This window comes from Pandoraea anapnoica, assembly GCF_902459765.1.
Taxonomy (GTDB): domain Bacteria; phylum Pseudomonadota; class Gammaproteobacteria; order Burkholderiales; family Burkholderiaceae; genus Pandoraea; species Pandoraea anapnoica.
Genome location: NZ_CABPSP010000019.1, coordinates 12,597 through 35,413 on the forward strand (window position 1 = coordinate 12,597; position 22,817 = coordinate 35,413).

Below are 22,817 nucleotides of genomic sequence, written 5' to 3' on the forward strand. Positions count from 1 at the left end.
GCGTTCGGCCCCCTGTCATGCCGGATTTGTGAGGTCATTGCCATGCCCGCCAAGTCGTCTGCAGCACTGGAACGCCGTTCGTCTCAGTCCCCCCGAAGTGCTCGTGCCACATCGTCCGCCGCCACCGGCGACGCGCCGTGGCTGGCGGCCAATCCGTGGCTCGCCAATTTGCCGTGGATGTCGGCCGCCGCCGAGTATGCCGTCGACGCGTGGCAGCGCAGCGTGTTGTTTGCCGACGTCATGCGTCAGCGCGGCAATCAGTATCAGGAACATCTGGCCGAATCGGCCCCCAACGTGCTCGACTTCGACGCCGAGGTGATTCTCGACGCTCACGAGCTGCCGCGTCCCTGCAACTATTGCCTGATGCGCATCGTGCCGCCGAAGGACACGCCCACACTGCCCAACGCGCGTCCGTTCGTCGTGGTCGATCCGCGTGCGGGGCACGGCCCCGGCATCGGCGGCTTCAAGCCGGACAGCGAGATCGGTGCGGCGTTGCGCGCGGGCCATCCGTGCTATTTCGTCGGCTTCCTGCCCGACCCCGTCCCCGGACAAACGGTCGAGGACGTGATGCGCGCCGAAGCGGCGTTTCTCGAGAAAGTCATTTCGATGCATCCGGAAAGCGCGGGCAAGCCCGCAGTCATCGGCAACTGTCAGGCCGGATGGCAGATCCTGATGACCGCCGCGATGCGACCCGAGCTGTTCGGCCCGATCATCGTGGCGGGCGCGCCGGTGTCCTATTGGGCGGGCTGGCGCGGACGCAATCCGATGCGCTACTCCGGTGGTCTGCTCGGCGGCAGCTGGCTGACGGCGCTCACGAGCGATCTCGGCGACGGCCGGTTCGACGGCGCGTGGCTGGTGCAGAACTTCGAGAGTCTCGATCCGGCGAATACGCTCTGGCGCAAGAAGTATCACCTGTATGCGAACGTCGATACGGAGGCACAGCGCTATCTCGGCTTCGAGAAGTATTGGGGCGGGCACGTGTTCCTGAACGCGCAGGAGATGCAATACATCGTCGACAACCTGTTCGTGGGCAACCGGCTCACGAGCGCGGAGCTGATCACGAGCGACGGCATCCGGCTCGATCTGCGCAACATCCGTTCGCCCATCGTGGTGTTCTGTTCGTACGGCGATAACATCACGCCGCCACCGCAAGCACTCGGCTTCGTGACTGACATGTATCGCGACGACGCGGAAGTGCTCAGTCATGATCAGACCATCGTCTACGCGACGCATGACAGCATTGGCCATCTCGGCATCTTCGTGTCGGGCAGCACCGGGCGTAAGGAGCACCGCAAGTTCGTCAACAACATCGATCTGATCGACGTGTTGCCCGCGGGCATCTATCAGGCGCAGATCGCCGACAAGACGGACGACACGCTGCACGGCGAACTGGCCGAAGGCGATTACGTGATGTCGATTCAGCGCCGCAGTGTGGAGGACGTGCGCGCCATCGTGCAACCGGATCCGCAAAGCGACCGGCGTTTCGCGGCGGTGGCGCATCTGTCCGACATTCACCTGGGGTTGTATCGCAGTCTCGTGCAGCCGTGGGTGCGCGCGATGGTGACGCCGACATCGGCGTACTGGATGCGGTTACTGCATCCCCTGCGTGTGAGCTACGAGCTGTGGTCGGATCGCAATCCGTTTGCGGCACCGTTCGCCGAGAAAGCTGAACGCGTGCGGGAGACGCGTCATGCCGTGTCTTCCGACAATCCGTTCCTCGCTTTGGAGACGGCCGTGTCGACGGCGATCGAGGAGTCGCTGAACTTCTACCGCGACATGCGCGACGACGGTTACGAAAAGGCGTTCGAGACGATCTACGGTCAGCCGTGGGTGCAGGCGCTCGCCGGTTTGCGTGGCAGCGATGACACGCCGGTACGGGTGCATCCGGGCACATCGCCCGAGCATGTGGCGTTCGTGAAGGAAGCGCTGGAACTGCGCCGTCACGAGGTGCGTCAGGGCGGTGTGCTGGAAGCGGGCATTCGGGCGTTGCTCTGGGTGCACCGTTTGCACGGCGAAGCGGACGAGCGGCAGTTCAATCTCGCACGTTCGTTGCCACGCGGCAATGCCGAGATTTCGATTGAGCGCTTCCGCGAGATCATTCGACGTCAGGCAGGTTTGCTGCGCATGGCGCCGAATGCCGCGATGGAGGCCATTCCGGGCATGTTGGCGCATGCGTCGCCAACATCGATTCGACTGGTGGCGAAGGCCGTGAAGGAGCTGAGTTTCGCGGTGCCGCTGGAAGATGGCGAACAAAACGATCTGGAACGCGTGCTCGCCGTCTTCGAACGGGCCGCACAAAAGCGCGAGGCCGAGGGGGAAGGGGCAGGCAGGTCCAGCGTAGCGGCCAAGCCTCGCGCCACCGCAAGTCGCAAGGCGACCTCGCCAGCCACCACACCCCGCAAGCGGACGACTGCCGCAAAGAAGGCCACCACGAAGACCGCCACAACGGCAGTCGCCAAAACTACGCGGGTGTCGCGAGCGAAGAAGACGGTCTAGCCGTCGACATGGCGGCGACGCGCGACGCATCGCCGCCATGAACACCGTCGCCCGCGGGCACGAACAGCCGCGCCACCAATCCCCCACCCTCGCGGGGCGCGAACTCAAGCGTTGCGTCGAAACGCCGCGCAATCGCCTGCACGATGGAGATGCCCAACCCGGCACCCTCACCCCGCTGCCGCCCCTGATCTCCCCGCCAGAATCGCTGGCCCAGTTGCGCCGTATGCGCAGCAGCAAGGCCGGGGCCTCGATCGCTGACTTCAATGCAGTATCCTCGGTTCGGCTCGTTCGCCATCACCGACAACGTGATCTCGCTGCCTTCCGGGGAGTACTGCATCGCATTGTCCAGCAAGTTTCTTAGCGCCGTCGCCAGCATCGAACGCGGCAACACCGATCCTGTGTCTGTCGCTGAAATGCTAATCAGGATCCTGCCACTTCGACGACGGACCGGAGCCCCTTTCCCCTGCTCGGACATAAACCCAACTCGCATTGAAAAGGGGCCCCGATCCGTCTCTCCCATTTCAGTCAAGACCTCCTCGATGACCTCCGTCACCGACTCGCAAATGTCGTGTTCGTATATCGGCGCTTCCGTCCTCGCCAACGTCATCAACTGATCCAACGTATGGCCCAGTCGCTTCACACCATCGCTCGCCTGCAGCAACGCCTGCTTCGATGCACTCCCCTGCGTCAACGCCGCCACCTGCAAATGCGTGTCGATAGCCGTCAACGGCGTACGCAACTCGTGCGCCGCGCCATCCGTGAACGCCCTCTGACCCGCCAACGTCTGCGCCAACCTGTCCAGCCATCCATTCAACGCGGTCACCACCGGTTTCAATTCCCTCGGTGCTTTGCCAATATCCACCGGCGTGGTGTCGTCGGTGCGCTTCCCACGCAACGTTGCGTGTAACGTCTCCAGTGGCATCAGCCCCCTTCCGATACCGATCCACAACGCCATCAGACCGCCAATGACCGCGATCAGAAACGGAATGCCCGCTGCACGCAACATGCCATTCGTCAACACGGCCCGTCGCTTGACGAGATCCGCCGTCATCACCTGATATCCGCCCGCGTCCTGCAAAACGTAGATGCGCCAGTTGCGACCGTCGATCTCCTTTGTGCTGAAGCCCGTCGGCAACGTCATCGCCGACGTCTTGGGACTGCCGTCGGTCTGCGCCAGCACCGCCCCCTGCAACGAACGGATTTCGCAGGCGATCCCGTCATTACCGCCCGCACGAATGACCTCGCCCCAATCTCTCGGCTCGGGATGCGGCGAAAATGCCGCGCGCGCCATCAGACCCGCCACCATATTGGCCGACATCGCCAGACGCTCGTCGAGTGCTTCGTCAAGACTCGCGCGTACACCGCGCATCATCCATCCCGCCGCCGCCGTCCACAAAACGATCAGCGCCACGCCAGCGATCAGCACCGCCCTAAGTCGAAGGCTCATGACAAGGTCCATCCCAACCGATATCCCAGGCCGCGCGCAGTCTGGATGACGTCGCAACCCAACTTGCGACGCACGTTATGTATGTGAACGTTCAGCACATTGCTGTTGACGCGCTCCGTCATACCGTAAAGCCGCACGTGCAGCATCTCGGGCGACAACCAGCGCCCCCGGCTGCTCGCGAGGTATGCGAGCAAATCCACCTCGCGACGCGACAGTTCGACCGGCGTGCCGTCGAGCCAGGCCAGCCCACTCGCGGGATCGAGCCGCAAAGGACCGGCCTCGATGATCTGGGCGGCGCGTCCATGCGTGCGTCGCACCAGCGCATGCAAACGCGCCGCCAGTTCGCGCAGGTCGAAGGGTTTGCTCATATAGTCGTCGGCCCCGGCGTTCAACCCCGAGATCCGGTGCTCGACGCCGTCGCGCGCGGTGAGAATCAACACGGGAACGTCCGGCTCGACGGTGCGAACGCTGGCAATCAGGTTCAGACCGTCGCCATCGGGCAGCCCGAGATCGAGCACCAGCGCGTCGAAGCTGTTCTCGGCATGCGCCGCCATGGCCGCCTCGCCGCACGCGGTCGCCTCGACGTGTATTCCCAAAGTCGAAAGCCCCGCAACGATGCCGCTCGTAATCAGCGGATCGTCCTCTACCAGCAGTACTCGCATTGACTCACGCCTCTCCTAAGCGTCTCCGACGCCGCTTTTGCGCCTCGTGACATGTTACGTATATCGCGCATTGCGTTGATGCAAGGTCGATGGTGAGGTGAAGTGTTAACTCTCAGTTAATCGTCCTCCGCCACGCTCTGTCTTGCTTCGACCGCCCCGAGGAGGACCGATTGCTTCGTCGAATACTTTCCATCTTTGTGATTTTGCTCAGCGCGCATAGTGCGCTTGGCGTCACCCTCGTAACGTCCGCCGCTGCCGCGCTGCCCTGGCAGTCCGGCAATCAGGTGCTGGACGTCTCGCAAGTGCTGCGTCTCGATGCGCCTCGCCGTGAAGACGGTGGCATTGTCATTGCCAGCACGATTGCTAAGGATCACTACGTTTATCGTCATTCGATTCGCGTAGAAGATGCCGACGGCAAGCCCATCCACTTCACGCTGCCCGATGGCACCCGACACTTCGATGAGTTCTTCGGGAACACCGAGATCTTCTATGACGACGATTTGCATCTGAAGTTGCCTGAATTGGCGAGAGCGGATTTCATTACGCTTTACTGGCAAGGCTGCGCTCAGGCAGGGATTTGTTATCCTCCGCAGAAGGTTCGAATTGCGCTGAACGGTGATTTTTCTCCGCGCGAGGACAAGAGTGTGTCGTCGGCACTGACCGCCCTTTTTGCTCCGACCGCGAACTCGGCGTCTGCGAGTCTGGACGAGGCGTCGAACGCCCCAGCTTCGACCGAGACGACAAGCAACGCCGAGCTGCTCGCTGCGGATCAGGCCGCTGCCGCCCAACTCGCAGCGCTCGACCCCATCGCGGCGAAATTGCTGTTCTTCGGCTTCGGTCTTCTGCTGGCGTTCACGCCGTGCGTGCTGCCGATGGTCCCCATCGTCTCGACGATGATCGTCGGCAATCGGCCGTCGCCGTTGCGCGCTTTGGCGCTGTCTTCGGCTTATGTCGTGGCGATGGCGTTGACCTATGCCAGCGTGGGCGTCGCCGCCGCTCTTGCCGGCGCCAACCTTCAGGCGATGCTGCAATCCCCGTGGCTCCTGAGTGCATTCGCGGCGCTCTTTCTGGCACTGGCCGCGTCGTTGTTCGGACTGTTCGAACTGCACCTTCCCGCGTTCATCATGAATCGTCTGGACGCGGCCGGACGCAACCGCACGAGCGGTGGTCTCGCAAGCGCGGCCGCGCTCGGCTTCCTCTCGGCCCTGCTCGTCGGCCCCTGCATGACGGCCCCGCTGGCAGGGGCGCTGCTCTATATCAGCCAGACGGGCAATGCGTGGATGGGCGGTGGTGCGCTATTCGCGATGGGCATAGGCATGGGCATGCCGTTGTTGGCGATTTCGCTGTTCGGTGCGCGAATCCTGCCCCGCCCGGGACCGTGGATGGTGCGTGTGCGTATCGCCTTCGGCTATGTGATGGCGGGAATGGCCATCGAGATGTTGAGCCGCTTCCTGCCCGGACACGTCACCCTCGCACTGTGGGGCGCGCTCGGCATCGGTCTCGCCATCGGCATCGCGGGCTGGGCGTGGGCGGTTCGCGGTAATCGGACTTGCTGGACGCTGGTATTCACCTCGACGTTCGCCGCGCTCTGGTCGGTACTGCTGCTGGTCGGCGCGGCCTCGGGCGGCGAGTCGTTGTTGCGCCCGCTGGCACGCCCGGATGGCGTCGCAATCGCCGGAGGCGATAGTGCAGGCCAACGCGCGGGCAAATCGGTGGATTACGTCAGCGTCAAATCCGAACAGGACGTGGACGCGCGTATCGCGCAAGCCACCGCCAAAGGGCAATGGACGCTCATCGATTTTTACGCCGACTGGTGCGTGAGTTGCCACGTCATTGAGCGCAACGTCTTCGGTGATCCGGCCGTGGCCGCGCGTCTGGCGCGCATGCAGGTGCTGCGTCCCGACGTCACGAAGAATGACGACATCGATCGGGCGCTCATGAAGCGCTGGGGCGTGATGGGACCGCCGACGCTCATCCTCGTCGATACGACGGGTAAGGAGGTGCGCACGCATCGTATGGTCGGCGAGATGACGGCACAGGCGTTCCTGCAACGCCTCGACGCGGCGCAAGCCACGGAGGCGTCATGATCGGACTCGGCCCGTTCTCCGCGAAGACGGCATCTCTCGCAGCGGCGGCCGTCCTCGCATGGCTCGTCGCACGCTACCTGCTGCGAACGTCAGATGCAGCATCGCGGCGCGGCGGCGCCGGTGTGCTGCTCGACGCCCTTTTCGTCGGCCTGTTCATCGCTCGCGCGGTGTACGTCGTCCGCTGGTGGCCCGAATACGCCGCCCGACCGTGGTCGTTCGTTGCGATTGGCGATGGCGGTTTCAATGTCTGGGCAGGGGCGCTCGCCGCCGTGGCATGGGGATTCTGGCGCACGCGCCGGGATCGAGCGCAGCGTCGGCCGATGTTCGCGGGTATGGCAGCCGGTCTCGCGATCTGGGGCGTGATGCTCGCCGGTCTAGGTGCCGCGCTGCGCGACGCGCCACCACTGCCATCGCTCACGCTCACCACCGTCGATGGACGTTCCGTCGCGCTGGAAAACCATCGCGGCCAGCCCATCGTGATGAACCTATGGGCCAGTTGGTGCCCACCGTGCCGACGCGAAATGCCGGTGCTGGCGCAAGCGCAGAATGACTATCCGGACGTGCGATTTCTGATGATCAATCAAGGCGAGGCCGCGCAGACGGTGGCTGAGTTCGTGCAATCGCAGGAACTGGCGTTCGACCATCTGCTGCTCGACCCCGAATCACAGGCCATGCGTGCGGTAGAGACCCGCGCATTACCGACCACGTTGTACTTCGATACGAATGGCCGTCTCGTCGATGCCCATCTGGGCGAACTGACGGCCGCGCGCTTGCGCGACACGTTGCATCGCCGCCTTCACCAATCCCCGGCGTCCCGTACGCTCAAGGAGTAATCCATGCCGGTTCGAAAGACGCTCGTTCTCGCCATCAACTCACTCTCGCTGCTCTGCCTGTCGACTGCCGGAGGCGCCGCAAATGCAACGCCCGCATCCTCTTCATCCTCTTCATCCTCTTCATCCGCTTCGCCGCCCCCCGTCACTACGTCCGGTGCCGCCAAGCCGGTCATCGTGCACGCTCTGGAGCGCGAGGGCGTGACGTCTCTGCAACCGTTCGACACCGGGATCAAGGACCTCCAGGGTTTCGCCGGACTGGCCGGTCAGCAGCCGATGGCGGTCTACCTGCTTGCGGACGGCACAGGCATCGTCGGCACCCGCATCGACGCAGATGGCAAACCGCTCGATATCGAGCGTGTCACGAAGCTCATCGAAAGGCCGCTCGGTGACACGATCTGGTCGAAGCTCGCCGCCGCCCATTGGGTGCAGGACGGCAAGAAAGACGCGCCGCGCATCGTCTACACCTTCAGCGATCCGAATTGCCCCTACTGCAATCGCTTCTGGGAGACGGCACGGCCGTGGGTCGACTCAGGCAAGGTGCAACTGCGTCACGTGCTCGTCGGCGTCATCAAGCCCGACAGCGTGACCAAAGCCGCCGCGATCTTGAGCGCACCCGATCCATCTACGGCGCTGCTTCAAAACGAACGTAAGTTTGCGCAAGGCGGCATTAAGCCTGCTAGAAACGTCACCGAGACCGTTGCGAAGAAGCTTCAAAGCAACCAGATGCTGATGGCCGAACTCGGTTTTCGTGGCACACCGGGTATCGTCTATCGCAACGATACGGGCATCGTGGAGCGGGCGAACGGTATGCCCCCGTCAAATTCGCTCACGACCATCCTTGGCGAAAAATGAGCCGCGACGCCCGCCTGTGTCGGCAGGACCGCCAGCCATCGTCGCAGAATCGTCGATAGCAGGCGGGCATCAATCGCACATTCTTGCGGGAATCGGCCATAAGACGCCTGAATTTCGTCGAATGGCCGCTTTTTGCGACACCCGCTCACGGTGCGCCGGAGTTGCTGCTACAATCTGCATCACCATGAAGTCGCATCAGTCTTCCTCCCTCCTCTGGTCGCCCCTGACCGCCGCCCTGCGCTGGTGGCGGTAACCCGCCACGTCTATCTCATCCCCATAGCGCCCTCCCCCGCGGATCGCGAAGTCAATGTGGGGGCACGCTCAGGGGACACTCGCAAATTCCATGCGTTCGACAATCCTTTGTCACCAGACGAACAGGGACCATCATGCTGCTGATGATCGACAACTACGACTCGTTTACCTACAACATCGTCCAGTACTTCGGTGAACTGGGCGAGGACGTCCGAGTCTTCCGCAACGACGAAATCACGCTCGACACCATTGCCGAGCTTGCCCCCGACCGCATTTGCCTCTCGCCCGGCCCGAGCTGCCCGGCCAACGCAGGCATCACGCTCGACGTACTCAAGCGCTTCGCCGGTGAAATCCCGATCCTCGGCGTCTGCCTCGGCCATCAGGCCATTGGCGAAGCGTTCGGCGGCAAGGTCATTCGCGCGCAACAGATCATGCACGGCAAAGTGAGCGAGATCGAAACCACGCAACAGGGCGTGTTCGCGAATCTGCCCAAGCGCTTTACCGTCACCCGCTACCACTCGCTCGCCATCGAGCGCGCCTCGTTGCCGGAATGCCTCGAGATCACCGCATGGACGGACGACGGCGAGATCATGGGCGTGCGCCACAAGACGCTCGACGTCGAAGGCGTGCAATTCCACCCCGAATCGATTCTGTCGGAGCATGGCCACGCCGTGCTGCGCAACTTTGTGCAAGCTGCGCCGCGTGCGGCCATTGCCGCCTGAGACATCCCAAGGGCGCGTCTGAATCAGCGAACGCGCGCTATGCACCCGACAAGCACCGACAGAGGAGAGGACAACAAATGATTACCCCGCAAGAAGCGCTTCAGCGCACGATCGAACACCGCGAAATCTTCCACGACGAGATGCTGCATCTGATGCGTCTCATCATGAAGGGCGAGATCTCGCCGGTCATGTCGGCCGCGATCATCACCGGTCTGCGCGTGAAGAAGGAAACCATCGGCGAGATCGCCGCCGCCGCGCAAGTCATGCGCGAGTTCGCCAATCACGTGGACGCCCCTGCCGACGAACATTTCGTCGACATCGTGGGCACCGGTGGCGATGTGTCGCATACGTTCAACATCTCGACGGCCTCGATGTTCGTGGCCGCCGGCGCAGGCGCGAAGGTCGCCAAGCACGGCAACCGTGGCGTGAGTTCGAAGTCGGGCAGTGCCGACGTGCTCGAAGCACTCGGTGTGAACATCATGCTCTCGCCCGAGCAAGTGGCCGAGTGTCTGCGCGAAGTCGGTATCGGCTTCATGTTCGCCCCGAACCATCATCCCGCGATGAAGAACGTGGCCGCCATCCGCAAGGAAATGGGCGTGCGCACGATCTTCAACATTCTCGGCCCGCTCACGAATCCGGCCGGGGCACCGAATCAACTGATGGGCGTGTTCCACCCGGATCTGGTCGGCATTCAGGTGCGCGTGATGGAGCGTCTGGGCGCGGAGCACGTGCTCGTCGTCTACGGCAAGGACGGCATGGACGAAGTCTCGCTCGGCGCCGCCACGCTAGTCGGCGAGTTGAAGGACGGCAAGGTCACCGAGTATGAAATTCACCCGGAAGACTTCGGTTTGCAGATGGTGAGCAATCGCAGCCTGAAGGTCGGCAGCGCCGAGGAATCGAAGACGATGCTGATCGACGCGCTGGGCAACACAGAAGGCACCGCCCGCGAGATCGTGACGCTCAACGCCGGGACCGCACTTTATGCGGCCAACCGCGCACCGACGATTGCCGACGGCATCAGGATGGCGCGCGAGTCCATCGCCAGCGGCGCGGCTCGCGAAAAGCTCCACGAATTCGTCACGTACACGCAACGCTTCAAGGCGTAACCTTCAGCAGACCCAGAGTTATCTACCGATATGTCTACCGTTCTCGACAAAATCCTGGCCGTGAAGGCCGAAGAAGTCGCTGCTGCAAAGCGCGTGCGTGACCTCGCGAGCCTGCGCCGCGACGCGGAAGCGACCGTTGGCGACAGCGCGCTGCGCACCCGCGACTTCGTAGGCGCACTACGCACGAAGATCGACGCAGGCCTGTCCGGTGTCATTGCCGAAATCAAGAAGGCCAGTCCATCGAAGGGCGTGATTCGCGAGAACTTCGTGCCGCCGCAGATCGCTGAGTCGTATCAGCAAGGCGGCGCGGCGTGCCTGTCTGTACTCACCGACGTGCAGTTCTTCCAGGGCGCGCCCGAGTATCTCAAGGCAGCGCGCGCCGCGTGCGATCTGCCGGTCCTGCGCAAGGACTTCATGATCGACGCGTATCAGGTGTACGAAGCCCGCGACATGGGTGCCGATTGCATTCTGCTGATCGCGGCTGCGCTGGAACTCTCGCAGATGCGCGATCTCGAAGCACAGGCGCACGAGCTGGGCATGGCCGTGCTCGTCGAAGTGCACAACGGTCAGGAGCTGGACGCCGGGCTGGAACTGCGTACCCCGCTGATGGGCATCAACAACCGCAACCTGCACAACTTCGAAGTCACGCTCGACACGACGCTCGGCCTGCTGAAACATATCCCGCAGGATCGTCTGGTCGTGACGGAGTCGGGTATCCTTTCGCGTGACGACGTAACGCGCATGCGCGCGGCCAACGTCAATGCCTTTCTCGTCGGCGAAGCCTTCATGCGCGCGCCCGAGCCAGGCGACGCACTCGCTACCCTGTTCGACATGCCCCGCTGACACCCATGGCCATCGAACGCGAACTCAAACTGGCCCTCCCGGGCGACCTCCCCGCGGCGCGCGCCGACGCGCTGATTGCCCATCTCGACCGTTTGCCCGGCACTGATGCGCGCGGCGAACGTCATCTCGTCAATCGTTACTTCGATACGCCGGATCTCGCACTCGCAAGCGCCAAGGCTGCGCTACGACTGCGCTATGTCGCCCGCGACGGTCATGCCGGACAGTGGCTGCAAACGCTCAAGTCGGTAGGCGAAGCGCACGACGGACTGCATGTGCGTCACGAGTGGGAACAAGCCGTGCACGGTGAGGCGCTTGAACTCTCACCGCTCATCGCCGCCTGCGATGTGCCAGCAACGGCCGCGCTGTTGCGGGACGAAGGCGCGAAGGTCGTAGCGCAGTTCGAGACGAACTTCGTGCGACGCCTGTGGCGCTACGTCGCGGGTGACGGCACAGCCGTGGAAATCGCGTTCGATCGTGGCGAAGTCGCCGTGCAGGCCGACGGCCAACGTCACACGGAACCGCTCATTGAAGTGGAACTGGAATTGCTGGATGCGCCGGACGACGACCGCGACGGTCAGGGCGAACGCATTCTCCAGGCGCTCGCGCAGGACCTGCGCGCGGTCTTGCCGGAACTGCACAGCGACAACGTCAGCAAAGCGCAGCGCGGCTATCGTCTGCGTCAAAAGGTGCTGGGCGGTTGAACGTGCTTCGACCTCGCCCTTCGACGAAACCGGTTAATTCAGCAGACTCAGCACACATCACGCATGACATCACGCTCACGAACCGCAACCGCCCAGAACGCTGACGAGGCGCGACAAGGCTCTCTCTTCGGCGAGACGAACGGAACCAACGAAACGAGTGACACCCGGAGCGACGATCCCGTTACCGTGGCCGGTCCGTTGAAGGGCCGCGTCGAGGATCAGTTCGCCGAGCTGCCCGACGCGTGGAAAGCGCTGGTCGCACCGTTCGTGCAGAGCGACGCTTACGCCCCGCTGTGCCAATACGTCGACGCCGAAGTCGCGACGGGCAAGACCGTCTATCCGGCGGACATTTTCCATGCGCTGCACATGACGTCGCCGAAGGACGTAAAAGTCGTCATCCTCGGACAGGACCCGTATCACGGCGACGACAATGGCATTGCACAGGCGCACGGCATGGCGTTTTCGGTGCAGCGCGGCGTGCGCGTGCCGCCATCGTTGCGCAACATCTACAAAGAGATCGAACGGGATCTGGGCATTGCGCCGCCGTCGCATGGCAACCTCGACGCGTGGGCGAAACAGGGCGTGCTGCTGCTCAACACGACGCTCACAGTCGAAGCCGCCAATGCCGCTAGCCATGCGAAGCCGTTCAAAAAAGGGGGATGGCAAGCCTGCACGGACACCTTGCTCTGCGGCCTCGCCGAACAGCAAGGCCCGCTGGTGTTCCTGCTGTGGGGCAGTCACGCGCAGGCGAAAGCCCCCCTGCTCGGCGGTCACGGCCATCTGCTGCTCGAAGCGCCGCACCCCTCCCCACTATCGGCCCATCGCGGTTTCCTCGGCTGCGGCCACTTCAGCGCCGCCAACGCCTTCCTCCAAAAACACGGCAAGACACCCATCGACTGGCGGGTGTCGGCGTAGTTCGTCATGCGTCGAAATGTCAGTCGAAACGATCATTCCTGCGGATTTTCTGAAAAATGATCGTTATGACTGACAAAAAACCGCAGTAAATCGAAGTTTCGACGGTTTCACCCATCGAAATATACGATTCAATATGCACTTCTGAGCATTTACATACAAAAGTGAAGTCATTACACTCCATTTCCGTAATGAGAATCCCTATCAATCTCATTAACAAAAACTACTAAACCGTGCGTTACCTGGCCTGCGAAGTGTCCGAAGGTGGCGCCGCAGCTGGAACACACGTATGTCTACCGCCTTTCAGACGCGCGAGCGTCTGCTCGCCGTCGCCTGCGCCCTGGTCGTCGCTGGCAGCTTCGCCACCCAATCCGCCCACGCTCAAACGCCCGCCAACGCCGCCGATGCCGCGCCGCAAGCCGCTGGCTCGACCAACGCCCCGGCCGTCGCGCTGCCCACGACGCAGGTCAACGACAGCGCCGTGCCGTCGGCCATGCAGACGAAGACGCTGCCGTCGTACAAGTTCGTCGCCCCGCTGCGCGATACGCCGCGCTCGATCACTGTCATTCCCGAAGAACTGATCAAGCAGACGAACGCCACGACCTTCGCCGACGCGCTCAAGACCGTGCCCGGCATCACGTTCCTCGGTGGCGACGCTGCGGCGAACCCGTCCGCCGACCGTCCGGTCATTCGCGGCTTCGAATCGCGTAACTCGATCTTCGTGGACGGCATGCGCGACTCCGGTGTGCAGAATCGCGAAACGTTCGACATCGAGAACATCAGCGTCATCAAGGGCCCGGACTCGGTCTATGCCGGACGTGGCGCCGTGGGCGGCAGCATCGACATCACCACGAAGACGCCGCGACTGGAAGATTTCACCAACGCAAGCTTCGGTCTCGGGACCAACAGCTACAAGCGTCTGACGTTAGACGTGAACCGCCAGGTGAACGATCAAACCGCTGTGCGCCTGAACATGATGGGTCACGATGCCGATCAGGCCGGTCGCAACAACGTCTACAGCAAGCGCTGGGGTATCGCACCGTCGGTGGCGTTCGGCTTGAACAGCCCGACGACCGTCACGATCAGCTACTACCACCTGAATTCGTACGACATGCCGGACTTCAGCGCACCGTTCCGCTCAGCGGGCGGCACACCTGACGGCGGCTTCCAGCGCAACCAGTTTTATGGCCTGAACAATCGCGATTACCGTCGTGGCCAGACGGACACCGGCGAAATCAAGGTCGAACACCGCATCAACGACACGTGGAAAATCAAGAACACCACGATGGTCGGCCGTTCGACGCTCGATTACGTCGCCACGAACCCGCAATTCCAGTCGGCCACGTCGAACATCATCTCGCTGCAAGCCAAGAGCGGTAAGTACGCCACCAACAGCATCGCCAACCAGACGGAACTGACCGGCAAGGCCACGCTGTTCGGCTTCGAGCACACGCTCACGACAGGTCTGGAATTCAGCAACGAGCAAAGCCGCTACGAGGGCTATCTCGTCGCAGACAGCGCCGGCAACAACATCCGCTCGGGCGGTCCGTGCTCGATCGCGTACAACTGCACGACCATCGGCAACTGGAACCTGGACAATCCGTGGACCGGCAGCCTCACGCTCAACGGCGACAAGGCCTTCCCGGGTGCGGCCACCAACACGCGCACGAACACCGCTTCGGCTTATCTGTTCGACAGCGTGAAGCTCTCCGACCGCTGGCTGCTCAACGCCGGTGCGCGCTTCGACCGCTTCGACGTGAGCGCCGTACAAGCGGGTGCACCTGACCTGAACAACACCTCGAACCTGTTCAGCTTCCAGCTGGGTGTGGTCTACAAGTTGCTGCCGTCGTTGAGCCTGTATGCGTCGTATGGCACGTCGGCCAACCCGCCGGGCGCGAACAGCGGTCTGGGCGGCGGTACCGATCAGATCACCGCGACCAACAACAACCTCTCGCCCGAGCGCAGCCGCAACATCGAAGTCGGTGCGAAGTGGGACGTGATCGACCAGCGCCTGTCGCTGACCGCAGCCCTGTTCCAGACGGACAAGACGAACGCTCGCGTCTCCGACGGGCTTGGCGGCACGATCAACGCCGGTAGCCAGCGCGTGCGCGGTGCAGAACTCGGCTGGGCAGGTAATCTGACGAACCACTGGCGCGTGTTCGGCGGCTACTCGTACCTGAACGCGATCACGACCGACGCCGGTCCGGCCGCTGCGCCGGGCTCGAACGGTCTGCCGATGGTGATGGTGCCCAAGCACAACCTGACGCTGTGGACCGACTACGAAGTGATGCCGAAGCTCACACTGGGCGCGGGCATGACGCTCTCGAGCCTGACCTACGCATCGGTGTCGTCGACCGTTCGCAAGTGGACGCCGGGCTATGCCCGCTTCGACGCGGTCGCCACCTACCGCGTGTCGCGCTCGGTGGATCTGCAACTGAACGTGCAGAACATCTTCGACAAGAAGTACTACGCCAGCGCGTACCCGATCTACGCCACGTGGGCACCGGGCCGTACCGCCATGCTGACGCTGAACTTCCATCAGTAATCGTGTTGTCGTCAGCCCGCTCACTCCGTCGATCGGGCTGACACGGGAAATCCGGCGACTACCGCCGGGTTTCCTGCAAATTCCCCCGCCTTCTTTCTCCTCCCCCGCTGCATCTCACCCGTCCGGCCTCGATTCGTCGTTACAGCGAAGCCTGATTTCAAACACTCGATTCACATCGTCCGTTTCATTGTGTGCCCCCAGTCTGCGTGACATGATGACGCCGCGCTGTAGACGGGATGCCATCCGAGTGTCCTCGCACCGCATGAAAACAATCAGAAGACGTTCGCCATAACGCAGTTTGCCTATTCGTACGGGGGTTCGAGATGGCAAATCGGGGAGTCGCTGTCACCGCGTGTGCCAATGCCGCGCGGTCGTTCGTTATCGTTGTCGCCATCGCCGCGCTCGCGGGATGTTCTGCAACGCAAATCCGCAAGAAGGACACGCTGCAAGACGCCGCCAACGGGTTCGACGGTGCCGTCAAAGCATCGGCAAGCGCGCTGGATACCGAAGTCAAGTCTCGGGCGCGCGTACGACGTGCGGAGGCTATTGAGAATTACGTGCGCACGTTCCGGTCGAATCCGCGTGTCGATTACGACATCGACGGCAAGGACGATCTCGCGTCCTTCGCCCGATTCGTCTGTGCCGGGTCGGACAGTTTCGTGCGCGAGCGCGCGGCAATGCGTTACGCCACTGCATATTCCGGCGGCCTCAAGGACGTGCTCGCCGAAGGCGACGACTCCATCAGTGGTCAGTGGAAGCGCCTCCAGGAACTGCGCAAGCCCATCAAGACGCCTGGCGTCGTGGAGGACACGCCACCGAAGGAGGCAGTGCTCGCCTGCTCGATTCCGCTGACGGAGCAACTGCGCGGATGGAAGGGACGGCCCACGACCGACGCGAGCCGTGAATCGCTCGTCGCCGCCGTACCGGCTGCCATCGCAGCCTACAAGGCCATCGTCGCGTTGATTCAGACGGGCCTCACGGCCTACAACGACATCGAAGCGAAGCAGCGATTCGCCGACTACGTTCACAAATTCCATCCGGATTTCAAGAAGGTCATGGACCGCGACTTCGCGGCTCAGGATCTGGAGAACGCCTGGAACACGCGGCAGATCGTGGCGCTGCAACGACCGCTCGCCACGTTCCGGAAGATATTCGTCACACCCGCGCGCATCTCGCGCGACGCGGACGACATTCGCATTCGCGAACTCGGCATGCAAGTTCACGATCAACTAGCGGAGTACGACGCACTGCACGCCAGTCAGTCGCCGGTCGTCCTGCGTCAGAAGCTGGTCGATGCCGAAGAACAGCTTGTGACGCTCGTCGACGACAAGCATGTGTCGATCTCGGATCTCGTCGCTTTCTTCAATGAGTTGAAAGACGACTTCGATAAGGCGAAGACGCAATACAGTGCGGCCGAAGCGGCCGTTCGCGCAGTGCCGGAGGCGTGGAAACAATGAACCGACTCGCGCGCGTGTTCTTTGCCGGCCTCGTGACAGTTGGCGTTACGACGTCTGCCGCAGCCCAATCGGCCGACGCTGGCACACCCTCCCCGCTCGCCGCACAGATCGTGCGCGAAGCGCAATCGTCCGACGTTCAGGCCTCCCTGAAGCGCCAGGATAAGTCGCTGCAGAAGGAGCAGTACGTCCTGATGCGGGCGACGCAGACGCCGCTGGTCGCCGCGAAGGTGCAGGCCATCATTCAGGCACGGGACAACATCGCGGCATCGAACAACTTGCTGATCGGCGGCACGCCCAGTTCGGAGGAACAACTGCAGCGCCAACTGGAGACGATTCTCTCCATCATGCGTCCGGTGTATGGGTTTTGCTCAGGTGCACCGTGGGTCAACGAACAAACGCACGACTGGTCCACATGGAAAGATGCCGTTACGGCGATCTCCAGTCCGGTCGCGGCGGTTGCCCGCAGCGTCGGTGTGATCTTTCAGTACGACGACGCCCAGTCCACCACGCCGCGTCTCGGCCCCACTGCATTTGTCGTCGGCAAGTCGCACATCATCACCAATCGGCACGTGTTGCTCGATTACGCGTACCCCGACAGCGATGGCGTATGGCACATGAACGACGACAAGCAAGTTCTGACGGTCTCGTTCCCGTGGGAATACTCGCAGTGTTTCTCCCGCACCACGCCGCGTGAAGTGCGTATCGTCGCCATCGAAGCCGTGGGCAAGACCGATGCAGAGAATGCCGATTTCGCCATCCTGCGCACGGAAGACAATGCGTTGCCGCCGCCCGCGCCGATGGCCGACAAGTACGATCTCTACGAAGGGCAGAAGATTGCCGTGATCGGCTATCCGTCCCGTCCGCTCAATTGCGAAGCCGCCCGGCCGGGCCAGGAATGCGCAACGCTGTCGGAAGCCCAGATCGACACGATTTTCGAATTACCCAACCATGCGGTGCCGTTTCCCGCCGAGCGGTTCGCGCCGGGAACCACGCGCCCGGAACTCAAGGCGGACGCGGTGATGTTTTCCTACGATTCTTCGACCTGGGGCGGGAATTCCGGCTCGCCAGTAATTCGCCTGTCCGATGGCAAAATCGTCGGCCTTCACTCCGGCGGCAAGACGAAGAGCAAGGGCAAGGAGATGGAGGGGATTTACAACAACGGCCTCAAAGTCGACCGCATCCGCAAAGCGCTTGCCGAAGCGGGTGTGACTCAGTAGTCACTTCCGCTCGACGCAAACGGGCGTGAGCACGCCCATCGATCCTTGCTGATAGCGGCGTGTGAGGGCGACCAGATCGGCCTCGTCGCGTGCGGCGAAGTTGCCGCGATAGACCACGGGAGCGTCCAGCGGCTCGCCGCCAGCGAGCATCAGTCGTGCGCCGCTGCGTCCTGCCAGTTGCCATTTGCCGGGCGGCAGCAACAACGCCTGAACGCTGCCTTCCGCACGCAACGGGTGTTCGGCGACTGCCGCGTCACCCTGTGCGATCAACGCGATCCAACGGCGGCCGTCGCACGGAATGTCGAGGGTTCGAACCGCGTCGGCATGCCAGTCGAGTTGCAACAACGTCGTGCAACCGCCGTCGTTGCGCTCCACCGCATGCTCAGCCCAGCGTCCACAGATCAACGTCAGTTCAACGTCGCCCTCGCGCCAGCGCGGCATCGATCCCGCGCGCACGACCGTCTGCACAGGTGCACCGTGCGGATGCTGTCCGGCACGACTGACGACCATGCGCACGCCGCGCACTGAAGCGCACGCATTGTCCGGAACGTCTTCATGCACCGTGCCGCAATTCGTTTCCAGCCAGAGCAGATCGCCGGGATGCAGCGTGTCGTCGCCACCGTGGGCGTGACGGCTGCGCAGCGAGGTCGTCGATTCGGGAAAGAGGTACGTCGCCACTACACACCCGGCATGCGGATGCGGCGGAATGCACGCGCCATGACGACGGAAGAGGTCGACCGACAGGAACGGGTCCGTGTGTTCGACCTGATCGAAAACACCCGCTCCCGCCGCAGCCGCACATCGGCCGGGACGGGAAACGGGAAGCACGCGCGGGATGGCGTTCGCACCGGCATGGGCGGCCGGGCGCTTGGTCAGACGCGAATGCTGGGGCGTCGGATGGGCCATGGGGGAACCTGCGCGTGCGGGAGAAGCAACAGCGATTCGACGATTACAGCGCGGCGATGGCTTCGCGGGCACCGGCGAATGCGGCGGCCGCCGATTCCGGACCGCGTGCGAGGCCTTCGGCGTAGATGAACGTCACATCCGTCATGCCGAGGAAGCCGAGAATCGTCTTGAGGTACGGGGTCTGGCTGTCGGCCGGCGTGTCCTTGTAGTTGCCACCGCGCGCAAACGCCACGATCACCTTCTTGCCCTGAATCAGGCCTTCCACGGTGCCGTCTTCGCGATAACGGAAGGTCACGCGGGCACGGGAGATCCAGTCGAAGTACGCCTTGAGTTGCGTCGGCACGTGGAAGTTGTACAGCGGCACACCGAAGACGATGGTGTCGGCGGACTGGATTTCGGCGATCAGTTCGTCGCTGCGGGCGATGATGGCCTTTTGTTCGTCCGAACGCTGGTCTTCCGGCGTGAAGAATGCGCCGATCACGGCTTCATCGAGGTGCGGCACGCCTTCGGCCAGCAGATCGCGCACGACGACCTTGGCACCCGGGTTCTTGGCGACGAGTTGGGCCACGGTTTCGTTAGCGAGCGTGGTCGAGTTGGCGCCCTGCGAGCGGGCGGCGGAATTGATTTGCAGAATGGTGGTCATGTCACTGGCTCCAGAGCCGGGGGTGTTCCCGAAAGTTCGTAAATCCGTTCGCGCCAGGCTGCCCGCTTTGGGTCGCCTTGAATTGCACGTCGGCTTGGGATGAATTCTAGTTACCCCCAAAAATGAAACAAGCCGGTAAAATCGAATTGTTTGTTCCCATTTTGGAACAATGACGAAGCGCCGCAGCATTGAGGGGCAGCACCGCCGATTTCGCTGCATCATGGCGCGACCTCGTACCGAATGACCGCGTCACAGGGCGCAAGGAGCGCGCGCGATGATTGACGATCTGAATGACATGCTGATCTTCGCGGAGGTCGTGCGCTCGGGCAGCATCACGCGGGCCGGCGAGCGGCTCGATCTGCCCAAGGCGACCGTGAGTCGGCGTCTGTCGCGGCTCGAAGCGCGCCTCGGCACGAAGCTGCTCCACAAGACCACGCGCCGGCTCGAACTGACGGAAGTCGGCGAAGCGTATTACGAGCGATGCCTGCCGATTCTCGAAGAAGTGGAAGAGACGCGGGACTTCGCGTCACAGATGTCGAGCAAACCGCGCGGACGTCTGCGCATCACCGCACCGGCAGACTTCGCTACGCAATGGCTCGCCGTGCCGCTCGCGACCTTCTGTGCGGCCTTTCCCGAAATCACCGTCGACGTGGACCTGAGTTCGCGTCATGTCGATCTGATTGCCGAGCGCGTTGATGTCGCCATTCGCGCCGGTCAGCTTTCCGACTCCACCCTGGTCGCGCGTCCGCTCCTGAAGCTCACTCGTAGCCTTTACGCGAGTCCGCTTTATCTCAGCGCGACGGGACTGCCGGGCAGTCCGGACGAGTTGGACGGCCATCGCTTCATCATCCTGCAAGGCGCACGGCGTCTGTTCAATTCCGACACGCTTCACAAGGGCCGCCAACGCGTCGACATCACCATGCATGGGGCGATTCAGGTCAACAGCATGGGGATGGTCAAGGAGATGGCGCTCGCAGGCAGTGGCATTGCCGCGCTCACGGACATTCTGGCCGAAGACGCCCTCAAGTCCGGACGCCTCGTGAAGGTGCTGCCCGACTGGTCGCTGCCCGAGAGTTCGGTCCACCTGGTCACGCCGTCGCGACGCTTCCTGCCGCGCAAGACGCAGGCGTTCATCGAGCATATGCTCGCTGTGGCGCGGACGTGTCCGGAGGAGAATCGCGACCCGTCGGTGCCGGGGCCGTCGCAGAGTTGATGCAGCATTGAGCGCTGCGTTGCAATCCCGCACTCAGGACGAGCGCGGGACGATCACAAGGAAGGAACGGTGAAGTGCGAACCTGCGGCCGCTCAGGCCGTCAGCCACTTCTCGCGTCGCTGCGCGGCGGCGCGATCGCGTGTTTCTGCAATGCGGTACTGCGTGACCTCAGGCGCATCGAGCGTGAGCGACGTTTCGCGCAACTCGTCGCGGCGGAAGGCGTGCAGCGTCACCCGGTCGCCCGGACGATAGCGCTCCAGCAGCTTGTCGAGATTGCCCGACGTCACACGCAAACCGTCGATGGCGACCAGCGAGTCGCCCGCCGACAGACCGGCCGCTTGCGCCGCGCCGCCGTCGAGCACCTGTGCTAGCGTGACCTCTTCGCCGCGCTTGGCCGTCTTCACGCCCATGGCCGGGTGACCGTTCTCAGGCGTCACCGGTTCAAGCGTCAGACCGACACGCTCGAGCAGCGTCGCCAGCGGCAAATCCCGCGTGCCGTTGATCGCCGTCGCGAAGAATTCCGACAGATCGAGACCTGAGACCGCTTCGAAGAACGGCTGAACGGCGTCTTCCGCAATCCCTTCGGGCGCGCCGCGATAGAAGTCGCGACCGTAGCGCTGCCACAGCGCGCGCATCACATCGTCGAGCGACTTCTGGCCGCGTGTCTGCGCACGAATCGTCAGATCCAGCGCGAGCGCCACGAGCGAGCCCTTCGTGTAATAGCTGACGATGGCATTCGGCGCGTTTTCGTCCTGACGGTAGTACTTCGTCCACGCGTCGAATGAACTTTCGGCGACGGTCTGCTTGAGACGGCCACTGCCGCGCAGCACGTTCGCCACCGTCTTCGCCACGAGTTCGTAATAGTCCTTCGGCGCAATCACGCCGCTGCGCACGAGCATCAGATCGTCGTAATACGACGTGAAGCCCTCGAACAGCCACAGCAGACGCGTGTAATTCTCCCGATCCAGTGTGTACGGCGCGAACACCGCCGGCTTGATGCGCTTGACGTTCCACGTATGGAAGTACTCATGGCTCACCAGTCCGAGGAAGCCGCGATAGGCATCGCTCATGCGCGCCTGCCCCTGCACCGGCAGGTCGTTACGGCTCGCAAGCAGCGCAGTGGATGCGCGATGTTCCAGACCGCCGTAGCCGTCGCCCACGGTCATCAGCAGGAAAACGTAGCGCGACATCGGCACGCGCGAGCGCGAACTGGCACCCGGCTCGAACAGACGGATCTGCGCTTCGCAGATCTTCTTCATATCGCGCAGCAGACGATCCAGATCGAGGTTCGGCACCGGCCCGGTGATGGCGACTTCATGCGTCACACCACAGGTCTTGAACGTGCCGTGCACGAACGTCCCCATCTCGACCGGGGAATCAATGAGTTCGTCGTAATCGACGGCCAGATAGCGTCCGAAATCGAGCGCCGCCGTGCCTTCAGCCGGTGCCAGCGCCGTGGCGACGCGCCACGCTTTGAACGCAGCACCGCGCGGACGCAGCACATCGATCTCGCACGGCGCGTGTTCCTGCCCTTTCACGCACAGGAACACGCTGGTGCCGTTGAAGAAGCCGTGCGTGTCGTCCAGATGCGCGGCGCGCACCGACAGATCCCACGCGTACACCTCATACGTCACGATCAGCGTGCCCTTGCACGGCGCGGCCTGCCAGGTGTGCTTGTCGAGCTTGTCGAGCGCGATCTTGCGACCCCGGCATGTCGCGCCGATGGTCACGATGTTGCGGGCGAACTCGCGCACCATGTAGCTGCCCGGAATCCACGCGGGCAGCGTGAAACGCTGGCCTTCGGGGGCGGGATTCGAGACCGTGACGGTCACTTCGAACAGATGGGCGGCGGGCGACTTCGGAACGATCGCGTACCGAACGGCAGACGGTGCAGACGTGGCTTTCATGAGATAGCGGCTTCTT

18 protein-coding genes are annotated in these 22,817 nt (G+C 63.0%); 13 read left to right on the plus strand and 5 right to left on the minus strand.

Annotation, left to right across the window (positions count from 1 at the left end; all coding sequences use genetic code 11):
* Nucleotides 1-42: 42 nt before the first annotated feature.
* A complete protein-coding gene (locus PAN31117_RS24575) occupies nt 43-2,496 on the plus strand; it encodes a DUF3141 domain-containing protein (RefSeq protein ID WP_442417697.1) in 2,454 nt (817 codons plus the stop codon).
* On the opposite strand, the gene PAN31117_RS24580 is transcribed toward PAN31117_RS24575, so the two are convergent.
* Nucleotides 2,462-3,943 carry an ATP-binding protein gene (locus PAN31117_RS24580; RefSeq protein WP_150740497.1) on the minus strand — a complete coding sequence of 494 codons (1,482 nt, stop codon included), beginning with the start codon at nt 3,941-3,943 and terminating at the stop codon, nt 2,462-2,464. The two genes, PAN31117_RS24575 and PAN31117_RS24580, sit on opposite strands and share 35 nt — an antisense overlap.
* Nucleotides 3,940-4,605 (minus strand): response regulator, encoded by a 666-nt coding sequence (locus tag PAN31117_RS24585; RefSeq protein ID WP_150740498.1) that lies wholly within the window; start codon nt 4,603-4,605, stop codon nt 3,940-3,942. The genes PAN31117_RS24580 and PAN31117_RS24585 overlap by 4 nt, the downstream gene beginning before the upstream one ends.
* A 170-nt stretch (nt 4,606-4,775) precedes the next feature.
* Here PAN31117_RS24585 and dsbD point away from each other — a divergent pair, with 170 nt between their 5' ends.
* The 11 genes from dsbD to PAN31117_RS24640 all read left to right on the plus strand — a co-directional run bounded on the left by dsbD (nt 4,776) and on the right by PAN31117_RS24640 (nt 18,132).
* Nucleotides 4,776-6,692, plus strand: coding sequence for a protein-disulfide reductase DsbD (dsbD, locus tag PAN31117_RS24590; protein ID WP_150740499.1), 1,917 nt, complete (start codon nt 4,776-4,778; stop codon nt 6,690-6,692).
* Entirely contained in the window at nt 6,689-7,525 is an 837-nt protein-coding gene (locus PAN31117_RS24595; protein ID WP_150740500.1) for a TlpA disulfide reductase family protein, read from the plus strand. Before dsbD ends, PAN31117_RS24595 begins: the two co-directional genes overlap by 4 nt.
* A gap of 3 nt (nt 7,526-7,528) precedes the next feature.
* Nucleotides 7,529-8,377, plus strand: a complete 849-nt coding sequence (dsbG, locus tag PAN31117_RS24600; protein WP_150740501.1) for a thiol:disulfide interchange protein DsbG — start codon at nt 7,529-7,531, stop codon at nt 8,375-8,377.
* A 386-nt stretch (nt 8,378-8,763) separates the two neighbouring features.
* A complete protein-coding gene (locus PAN31117_RS24605) occupies nt 8,764-9,351 on the plus strand; it encodes an anthranilate synthase component II (protein WP_150740502.1) in 588 nt (195 codons plus the stop codon).
* A 77-nt stretch (nt 9,352-9,428) separates the two neighbouring features.
* Nucleotides 9,429-10,457 (plus strand): anthranilate phosphoribosyltransferase, encoded by a 1,029-nt coding sequence (gene trpD, locus PAN31117_RS24610; protein WP_150740503.1) that lies wholly within the window; start codon nt 9,429-9,431, stop codon nt 10,455-10,457.
* 30 nt (nt 10,458-10,487) lie between these two features.
* The gene (gene trpC / locus PAN31117_RS24615) at nt 10,488-11,300 is read left to right on the plus strand and encodes an indole-3-glycerol phosphate synthase TrpC (protein WP_150740504.1); all 813 of its coding nucleotides are present in this window, start codon (nt 10,488-10,490) and stop codon (nt 11,298-11,300) included.
* A gap of 5 nt (nt 11,301-11,305) precedes the next feature.
* Nucleotides 11,306-12,001 (plus strand): CYTH domain-containing protein, encoded by a 696-nt coding sequence (locus PAN31117_RS24620; RefSeq protein ID WP_150740505.1) that lies wholly within the window; start codon nt 11,306-11,308, stop codon nt 11,999-12,001.
* 63 nt (nt 12,002-12,064) lie between these two features.
* A complete protein-coding gene (locus PAN31117_RS24625) occupies nt 12,065-12,916 on the plus strand; it encodes a uracil-DNA glycosylase (RefSeq protein ID WP_150740506.1) in 852 nt (283 codons plus the stop codon).
* A gap of 286 nt (nt 12,917-13,202) precedes the next feature.
* Nucleotides 13,203-15,458 (plus strand): TonB-dependent receptor, encoded by a 2,256-nt coding sequence (locus PAN31117_RS24630; RefSeq protein ID WP_150740507.1) that lies wholly within the window; start codon nt 13,203-13,205, stop codon nt 15,456-15,458.
* Nucleotides 15,459-15,781: 323 nt separating this feature from the next.
* Nucleotides 15,782-16,915 (plus strand): hypothetical protein, encoded by a 1,134-nt coding sequence (locus PAN31117_RS24635; protein WP_150740508.1) that lies wholly within the window; start codon nt 15,782-15,784, stop codon nt 16,913-16,915.
* Entirely contained in the window at nt 16,912-18,132 is a 1,221-nt protein-coding gene (locus PAN31117_RS24640) for a S1 family peptidase (RefSeq protein ID WP_150740509.1), read from the plus strand. Before PAN31117_RS24635 ends, PAN31117_RS24640 begins: the two co-directional genes overlap by 4 nt.
* Here the strand turns inward: PAN31117_RS24640 and PAN31117_RS24645 are convergent, their stop codons facing one another.
* Both PAN31117_RS24645 and PAN31117_RS24650 read right to left on the minus strand, forming a co-directional pair.
* Nucleotides 18,133-19,038 (minus strand): pirin-like C-terminal cupin domain-containing protein, encoded by a 906-nt coding sequence (locus tag PAN31117_RS24645; protein ID WP_150740510.1) that lies wholly within the window; start codon nt 19,036-19,038, stop codon nt 18,133-18,135.
* A 43-nt stretch (nt 19,039-19,081) separates the two neighbouring features.
* A complete protein-coding gene (locus tag PAN31117_RS24650) occupies nt 19,082-19,681 on the minus strand; it encodes an FMN-dependent NADH-azoreductase (protein WP_150740511.1) in 600 nt (199 codons plus the stop codon).
* 274 nt (nt 19,682-19,955) lie between these two features.
* On the opposite strand from PAN31117_RS24650, the gene PAN31117_RS24655 reads away from it, so the two are divergent.
* Nucleotides 19,956-20,894, plus strand: a complete 939-nt coding sequence (locus PAN31117_RS24655) for a LysR family transcriptional regulator (RefSeq protein WP_150740512.1) — start codon at nt 19,956-19,958, stop codon at nt 20,892-20,894.
* Nucleotides 20,895-20,986: 92 nt separating this feature from the next.
* On the opposite strand, the gene PAN31117_RS24660 is transcribed toward PAN31117_RS24655, so the two are convergent.
* Nucleotides 20,987-22,801: a M61 family metallopeptidase gene (locus PAN31117_RS24660; protein ID WP_150740513.1), complete on the minus strand. Its 1,815-nt coding sequence runs from the start codon at nt 22,799-22,801 to the stop codon at nt 20,987-20,989.
* Nucleotides 22,802-22,817: the final 16 nt, after the last annotated feature.